Raw genomic sequence first — 7,527 nt, 5'->3', positions numbered from 1 at the left:
GGCGGGAAACGTCCACCACGATACCGTCGGTCAACGACTGGCCGTTGGTACCGGTGCCGCCGCCCCGAGGCGTGAGCACGATATCGCGGTGGGGCAGCTCAGCAGCCAGCTTGGCAAGGCGCTCAAGGTCTTCCGCATGCTTAGGAAACACCGCCGCCTGGGGCAGGCGCTGGTAAATCGAGTTATCCGTTGCCAGCACCGTGCGGTTGGCATAGTCCGGGGCAATCTCGCCTTCGAAGCCACAGGCGCGCAAGGCGTCGAGAAACGCCACATAGCCACTTCGCACTGCCATTTCGCTGACCATTGCGATCATGCCTTGAGCGTCTCCAGCGCCTGCTCGATGAGCCCTAGCCCTTCTGCCATGACGTCTGGTTCAGTGGTCAATGGCGGCAATAAGCGTAAGACATTACGCTTGCGGCCACTGGGCATTAGCAAAACGCCAGCATCACGCCCCGCAGCCAAGAGGTTAGCTAAGTGCTCTCCCCCCGTAGCATTGTCGGTATCTTCAAAGACGATACCGCGCATCGCGCCAATACCCGTCATGGCTCCTAGCATGGGAAAACGCTCGCTTGCTTTCCAGCGCTGGTAAGCACTCACAATCGCCGCTTCTTGGGCATTACCCCATTCGCTTAGCGCCTCGTCTTGCATGATATCCATCACTGCCAATGCAGCTGCACACGCAACCGCATTGCCTGAATAGGTGCCTCCCAACGCGCCTTTGGGTAAAGCATCCATTAACTCTTTACGCCCTACCAAAGCGGCCAGAGGAAGACCTGAGGCAATGCTTTTTCCTAACAGAATCAGGTCGGGCTCGATGCCGAGGTGACTGAAGCCAAAGCGTTTACCGGTTCGTCCGAAGCCTGATTGGATTTCGTCACAAATCAATAAAATACCGTGCTGATCGCAGATTGCCCGCAGCGCTTTAGCAAACTGGGGGCAAAGTAAGCGAAAACCGCCTTCCCCTTGAACAGGTTCAACGACGACACAAGCCACTTCACTGGGGGCAATCTCTACGTCAAATACACGCTCTAGGGCCGCCAATGACTGCTCGGCGGATATCCCACTATCCTGGCTAGGAAAAGGCAGGTGATAAACCGGGCCAGGGAGCGCGCCTAAACCGGCTTTGTAGGGCTTAACTTTCCCATTCAAATTGAGCGCAGCCAACGTGCGGCCATGGAAACCATCGTCAAATGCAATCACGCCCTGACGACCCGTGACACCACGGGCAACTTTCAATGCATTTTCTGTCGCTTCCGCACCACTGTTCGTCAGCATGCATCCCAGCGGATAAGAAACCGGCACAAACTGGTCAAGTCGCTCTACGACAGAGAGGTAGCCACGGTGCGGCAAGGCATTAAACGCTGAGTGCATGAGGGTATCGACCTGAGCCTTGACGGCCTCGACCACCGCTGGATGGCCATGCCCCAAGTTAAGCACACCAATACCGCCAATAAAGTCGATATAACGCTGTCCCGCTTCATCCCATACCTCTGCATTACGCCCTTTAGTAATGCAAACGGGATGGAGGATGCCTAATGCACTGCTGACGTTGGGAAGGTCCATCGTCGAAAACGCTCCTGAAATGACTATGTGTTCCCTTATCAAACAGGTTCATATGGCAGATCACAAACGAAAAAAAACGCTAAATACATGCCAAGCAGGAATGCATTAGGTGTGAACACATGATCAGAAGCATAATCATCCGCCGCTCAGCATAGCCCACTCATTGCTAGCACATATTCCACCAGGAAGACTATAAAAAGAAAACGTCGCGCCGGCCATGCAGATAAAAAGCACAAATCACTGGTTACTTAAGGATTTCTTAAAAGCCTTTGATATGACAAAATGGAATGCGTACACAACTTAATTTCTTTTGTCTGTCGGGCTGCATACGTGAACAATAGTCAGCTATTTTTTCGCGCCATTTTCACTGATCGATCCCCAGACGGTCGGATTGCGAGAATTGCTAAGCAGAATTTTATTATAAATAATTTAATTAGCAGGAGTTAACATGGAAAACATTACTTCTAAAGTGCTATCCACAAAAGTGCTATGCGGCGTAGGTGCGACTCTTCTGTTGGCGGGTTGTGGTGGCGACAGCAAACCTAATATCGCTATTGGCCCCCCTGCCAGTACCACTCAAGGCGTTTCCCAACTACTTTTTGATGCCTACGGTATTGGTAGCGATAAGTACAATACCTATCAAGAAGGGTTTGGTGCTGCACTCGATGGTGTGCAAGATGGCAACATCGATATTTCTATCGGTATTCTTGGTTTACCTTCTGGCAGTATCGAGAACTTACAAGCCTCGAGCGGCGATGCGCGCCTAATTAGTTTAAGCGATGACGCTATTGACTATATTGAAGAGAACAGTGCCTATAAGCGCTTTACGATTCCCGCTAATAGCTATGCTTTTCAAAGTGAAGATGTAAACACTATTACGGCTTATGCCATTTTAGTTGGCAACACAAATACTATTGATGAAGAACTGGGTTATGAACTAGCGCGTTTAATGCATGAACATGCTGAAGAAAACACGCACTCCCAATCTGCGTTCATTACCCTTGAAAATGCACTCAATGGTTCAGAAGGTCTCCCCATTCACCCCGGTGCTAAAAAATATTACGAAGAGCAAGGCCTCACCGTAAATAACCCGGTTGCGGAGCTTGGCGAAACTGAAGCCAAAGAAGAGTTTATTTTAGGTACCGGTAGCCAAGGCGGCACTTACTACCCTCTAGGCGGTGAGATGGCCACCATTTGGAACCGTTACCTGGAAAACTATAACTTTACCAATATTGAAACTGGGGCTTCAATCGAAAACTTAGTGAGCATTCGTGATAACGGTATGGATCTCGGGATGACCGTACACGCACCGGCACAAGATGCCGTTGCCGGACGCGGAGAGTTCGAAAGTGGCGCGATTGATAACGTTGCCTTTATCGGACACATTTACCCTGAAGTCATTCAGATTGTGACCCGTGAACGCTCCAATATTGACAGCCTAAGTGATCTAACCGATTGATGTTCCCCTTTCGCCGCTGGCTAAGCCAGCGGCGTTATATGTATGAGGTTTAATCGTGGATAAAAAAAAACTCCTGACGAAGCGGCGCTTTTAGAAAAGTATGATCGTGAGTCACAAGTACGTTCTGCACTACAGCTAGGCAAGTGGGGTTGGCTGATCACCCTAATGGGTGTATCACTGACTTGCTTTCATCTCTATACCGGTTATTTTGGTACGCTACCGTCACAGCAGCAAGGTGCCGTCCACTTAGGGCTTGCCTTGGGGATGATCTTTATCTTATTCCCTGCAACGCGCGGTGCGGGCAGACGTAATGGCGTGCCGTGGTACGACGTAATACTCGCCTTCGTAGCCACCTTTGCCGCCTACTATAAAATCCTATTTTATGAAGAAGTCCTGCGTGCAAGGGTTACGGGCTATTCAGCCGTTGACCTAACGATTGCCGCACTCGGCGTACTGTTTGTACTAGAAGCAACTCGCCGTACTGTTGGTATGCCAATTGTTGTCATGGCTACGTTGGCAATTCTCTATGCGCTGTTTGGCAACTTGATCCCTAGCCCTTTGCTTTCTCATCCGGGCTTCTCTCTTGAGCAGGTGTCTCCCTACTTATGGTTTAGGGAAAGCGGCGTTTTTGGTACCCCCCTGCAAATATCGGCGCGCTTTATCTTCTTGTTCTTGTTTTTCGGCGTTGTTCTGATGCATACCGGCGTAGGCCGATTCTTTAATGACTTAGCCTTTGCGTTAACCGGGCGCTTTACGGGTGGGGCTGGCAAAGCCGCCGTTATAGCAAGCTCGCTTCAGGGTATGATTTCGGGAAGCTCTATCGGCAACACCGTGGCTTCTGGCTCTTTCACCATTCCTATGATGAAAAATGCCCGCTTCAAGCCCGAGGTAGCAGGAGCCGTCGAAGCGTCAGCCTCTACCGGCGGGCAGATCATGCCGCCCTTAATGGGTGCTGCGGCTTTTATCATGGTGGAGTACGTGGGCGTCTCTTACCGCGAAATCATGTTCTCGGCGCTGATTCCCGCCATTCTCTATTTTGCGGGTATTTTTATCGGGGTGCATTTCGAAGCCAAACGTCATCGCATTCTCGGCCTTCCTAAAGATCAATTGCCCAGCAAGCGTAAGCTGATACTGTCAAAAGGCTACATGTTGCTGCCTTTGCTCGTCATTATTACGACTATTAGCGTTGGCTTTACCGCTCAACGGGCAGCGCTACTGGGTATCGCATGTGCGTTTGCTGTCAGTTTGGCTCGCAAAGAAACACGCCCTTCGTTAAAAGATATATTGGTTATTTTTGAAAAAGGGGCGCGCGTGGCACTGCCAGTGATCGCAGCGGTCGCTTGCGCAGGCATTATCGCTGGCGTGGTAGGCATGACAGGAATGGGGTCAAAATTTGCTGCTGGCATTATTAGCTTAGCTGACGGCGTCTTGATACTTGCGCTGTTGTTCACAATGATTGCCTGTATTGTCTTGGGCATGGGATTACCCACAACAGCAAACTATGTGGTCACCGCCACCATTGCCGCACCAGCACTGATTAATGAGTTCGGCCTTCCGCCAATGGCAGTACATTTGTTTGTCTTTTATTTCGGCATCATCGCCGATATTACACCTCCCGTGTGTTTAGCCGCGTTTGCGGGTGCAGGCATTGCACAAGCCAACCCGATGAAGACCGGCTTTACGGCGGTTAAATTGGCGATTGGTGCGTTTATTATTCCTTATGCCTTCATTTATAATCCTGTGCTGGTATTAGTCGAACCTACGCTGCTAGGTCTTTTAAGCGCGCTGTTCTTTTCACTCGTAGGGATTATGGGCGTCAGCAGCGCACTACTCGGTTACTTTGTGCGTGATTCCTTCTTCGGGGAGCGTCTGGTACTGTTAGTCGCAGGGCTTGCCATGGTGGTTCCCGAGTTGCTAACCAGCGGTTTAGGCTTGCTTGCCATGGTGACAGTAGGCTGGCTTCAGTCGCGCCGACCTGATAAATCCCAGGAGGCTGCAACGCTCGCCCAATGAGCCATTATAAAAGCCTAGCTTCCCCCTGGCGCTTAGTCGCCGGGGCGGCTTTCAGGTCATCAGGAGCGCCAGGTTTGGCATCACGCAATCTTCCTTCTACGGCGGCTATGCAATGCTTTGAAGCAGCCGCACGCCATATGAGTTTTACTCGCGCAGCAGACGAGCTAAACCTCACCCAAAGTGCTGTCAGCAAACAAGTCGCGCACCTCGAAGCCACCTTGCAACACAAGCTATTTCGTCGCGTGCGACGTAGCCTGCTGCTAACCCCAGAAGGGGCCATTTTTTTAAGTGACGTACGCAAAGTGCTCACTCAAATTGAGATGTCGACGCAAGCGATAATGACCTACAGCGGTAATAGCGAGGTTCTTAAAATCGCCACCTTACCTAGCTTCGGTAGCCGCTGGTTGGCCAATAAGTTGCCCACCTTTTTAGCCGCCAATCCAGGCATTAGCTTGGAGTTTCATGACCGCGTAAAAGATTTCGATCTTGAGCAGCAAGATATCGATATTGCTCTGTTTTATGGGCATGGCAGTTGGCCAAGCCTTGCTTGTCATAAGCTTATTGATGAGGATATGGTCGCGGTTGCCTCCCCTGAATTACTCGCTCGGCACCCCATCCAGTCAGTGGATGACTTAACACAACTACCGCTACTTCACCTCTCGACACGCCCTGACGCATGGCACCATTGGTTTGCAAACCAAGAGATCATCACTGACCGTAGCTATCATGGCACCCGCTTTGAGACCTTTCCTATGCTGGTGCGAACGGCAATGGCAGGCGGTGGGGTCGCACTGGTTCCTCACTTCACCGTCGATGAAGAACTAGAAAGTGGCCGACTAACAGTTGCTTGGCCATATCGGCTATTCAGTGAGAATGCTTATTATCTTGTCTACCCTGAACACTTGGGGGAACTCGCTAAGGTACGGCGTTTTGTAGAACACATTACCCAGCTCAGTGACTTTCACTGACGTAACACGGCGCACTGCTAGTTTATAGTTAAACAACTAATAATTGCTTTGTGCCAAACAACTACTTCATTCCCCCCATTAAAAGCTTAACGCGATTAATATTTTTATACGCTTGATCTTTATAAAAGCATTGAGAAACTATCGGGCAGAAGCACAAACGAAGAGAACATCTTCTTACTTCACACTTCAAGCACACAGGGGCTATGAATCTCAACACGATGACTGAACGCTACCAGGTGCATCTGTGTGAAGACTGCTTCTTCCGCACCCTGGCTTACTTTAAGCAGAAACGTGGTGTGCAAAACTTATTCAGTGAAGAGTGTGATACTGAAGTGAAGGCAGGCGAACGTGGGATGATCGCTACAACGTCGCATCACGGTAGCTCAATCAATTGGAAGCAACAGGCCTCGATGGATGGATTGATAAGCCTCGCAGTGGTCTCACGCCTGTTTTGGACGAGAGCGATCATCAAAGATTGCAGGAACTCACCGCCAAACAGCTTTACCAGACTCGGTCCTTGCAGGCTAGTTTTAAAGAAGAGACGGGGAAGAACGTCAGCATGGTAGCCCTTCGCCGAGCGTTGAACAAAATATCTTCAGACTCAAGCCTATCCGACACTCACTGCACTGCGTGACGAGACGGTTTTCCGAAACATCCAAGGCCTCATCAATTCACTCCAGCGGCAGTACCAGGGTGAGCACGAGTTCTATTATTTTGACGACTCAGGGTTTTCACAATCTTCATCGGTACCTTATATATGGGGCCACATTGGGCAACCTTGCAATGTAACCGCCTACTCACGCAGCTGCTAGCTGAACGTATGAGGGTTTCTCGACCGTGCAGGGAAATTGATCGAAGGATACGCACATCTCTATGGAATCTCCATAGAGATGTCAAAGGTGAAAACTGCTGAGTCACAACTTCATTTTACGCTGCTGATCGATCATATTGGCGGTTGTGGAGTTCACACGACCTTATTTCTACCTTACCTTATTGCCAGCAAGCAGGTGATGTAAGCAACACCACTGATTAGCCTCATCGCCTCAATCGGCGGCGAGTAAATAAAGTAGCTTTTGTGCGAACAGCACAGGCGCCTCCACCGATGGCACATGGCCAACACCTTCAAAAACCTCCAGCGACGCGCCATCAAGTTCTGCCGCCAGGGCTTCTAGCGTCGCGGGCGGGGTGGCCATATCCTCACTGCCACCAAATAGCTGCACTTTGACTTTCTTAGAAGCTAGTTTTCCGGTGAACGTATCGCGGCCCAGCATTTCACACAGCTGGGCGTAGGACTCATCGTCGCCACGGCCCATCTGGGTGCACCAGCCCGTTTTCAGCGCCAGGCTTGCCTCAAACGCTTTTGGTGCAAACCAGCGCGGCACAATCTCTTCAGACATCGCCGCCAGGCCTTCCTGGCGCACGCGGCCTGCGCGGGTGTTCCATTGATCCGGGTTGCCGATCACTGCGCCAGTGTTGGTCAGCGTAGCGGAGAGCAGGCGGTCGCTATGCTCTGCAATCAACTGC

At 50.8% G+C, this 7,527-nt stretch carries 5 protein-coding genes and 2 pseudogenes; 4 read left to right on the top strand and 3 right to left on the bottom strand.

Features of this window, described 5'->3' with window-relative positions; all coding sequences use genetic code 11:
- Together BIS10_RS16025 and BIS10_RS16020 are read right to left on the bottom strand one after the other, a co-directional pair.
- Window positions 1–313: FAD-binding oxidoreductase (locus BIS10_RS16025; protein WP_253506626.1), on the bottom strand; the 313-nt coding region annotated here is incomplete at its 3' end.
- Window positions 310–1,563 (bottom strand): aspartate aminotransferase family protein, encoded by a 1,254-nt coding sequence (locus BIS10_RS16020; protein WP_253506623.1) that lies wholly within the window; start codon window positions 1,561–1,563, stop codon window positions 310–312. The genes BIS10_RS16025 and BIS10_RS16020, both read right to left, overlap by 4 nt.
- Before the next feature lie 448 nt (window positions 1,564–2,011).
- Here BIS10_RS16020 and BIS10_RS16015 point away from each other — a divergent pair, with 448 nt between their 5' ends.
- The 4 genes and pseudogenes from BIS10_RS16015 to BIS10_RS16000 form a co-directional block, all read left to right on the top strand.
- The gene (locus tag BIS10_RS16015) at window positions 2,012–3,022 is read left to right on the top strand and encodes a TAXI family TRAP transporter solute-binding subunit (protein ID WP_253506620.1); all 1,011 of its coding nucleotides are present in this window, start codon (window positions 2,012–2,014) and stop codon (window positions 3,020–3,022) included.
- 153 nt (window positions 3,023–3,175) lie between these two features.
- Window positions 3,176–5,035 (top strand): TRAP transporter permease, encoded by a 1,860-nt coding sequence (locus tag BIS10_RS16010; protein ID WP_266100146.1) that lies wholly within the window; start codon window positions 3,176–3,178, stop codon window positions 5,033–5,035.
- Between the two features lie 74 nt (window positions 5,036–5,109).
- Entirely contained in the window at window positions 5,110–6,003 is an 894-nt protein-coding gene (locus tag BIS10_RS16005; protein WP_054641047.1) for a LysR substrate-binding domain-containing protein, read from the top strand.
- A 382-nt stretch (window positions 6,004–6,385) separates the two neighbouring features.
- Window positions 6,386–6,812: pseudogene (locus tag BIS10_RS16000) on the top strand (IS630 family transposase); the annotation flags it as partial.
- Between the two features lie 234 nt (window positions 6,813–7,046).
- On the opposite strand, the pseudogene BIS10_RS15995 reads toward BIS10_RS16000, so the two are convergent.
- A pseudogene (locus tag BIS10_RS15995) lies at window positions 7,047–7,527 on the bottom strand (alpha/beta hydrolase); the annotation flags it as partial.

It is taken from the genome of Halomonas sp. 707B3, from assembly GCF_024158645.1.
In the GTDB taxonomy this organism is placed as follows: domain Bacteria; phylum Pseudomonadota; class Gammaproteobacteria; order Pseudomonadales; family Halomonadaceae; genus Vreelandella; species Vreelandella lionensis.
The sequence above is the reverse complement of the archived record's forward strand: the minus strand, read 5'-3'. Positions and strand labels throughout refer to the sequence as shown.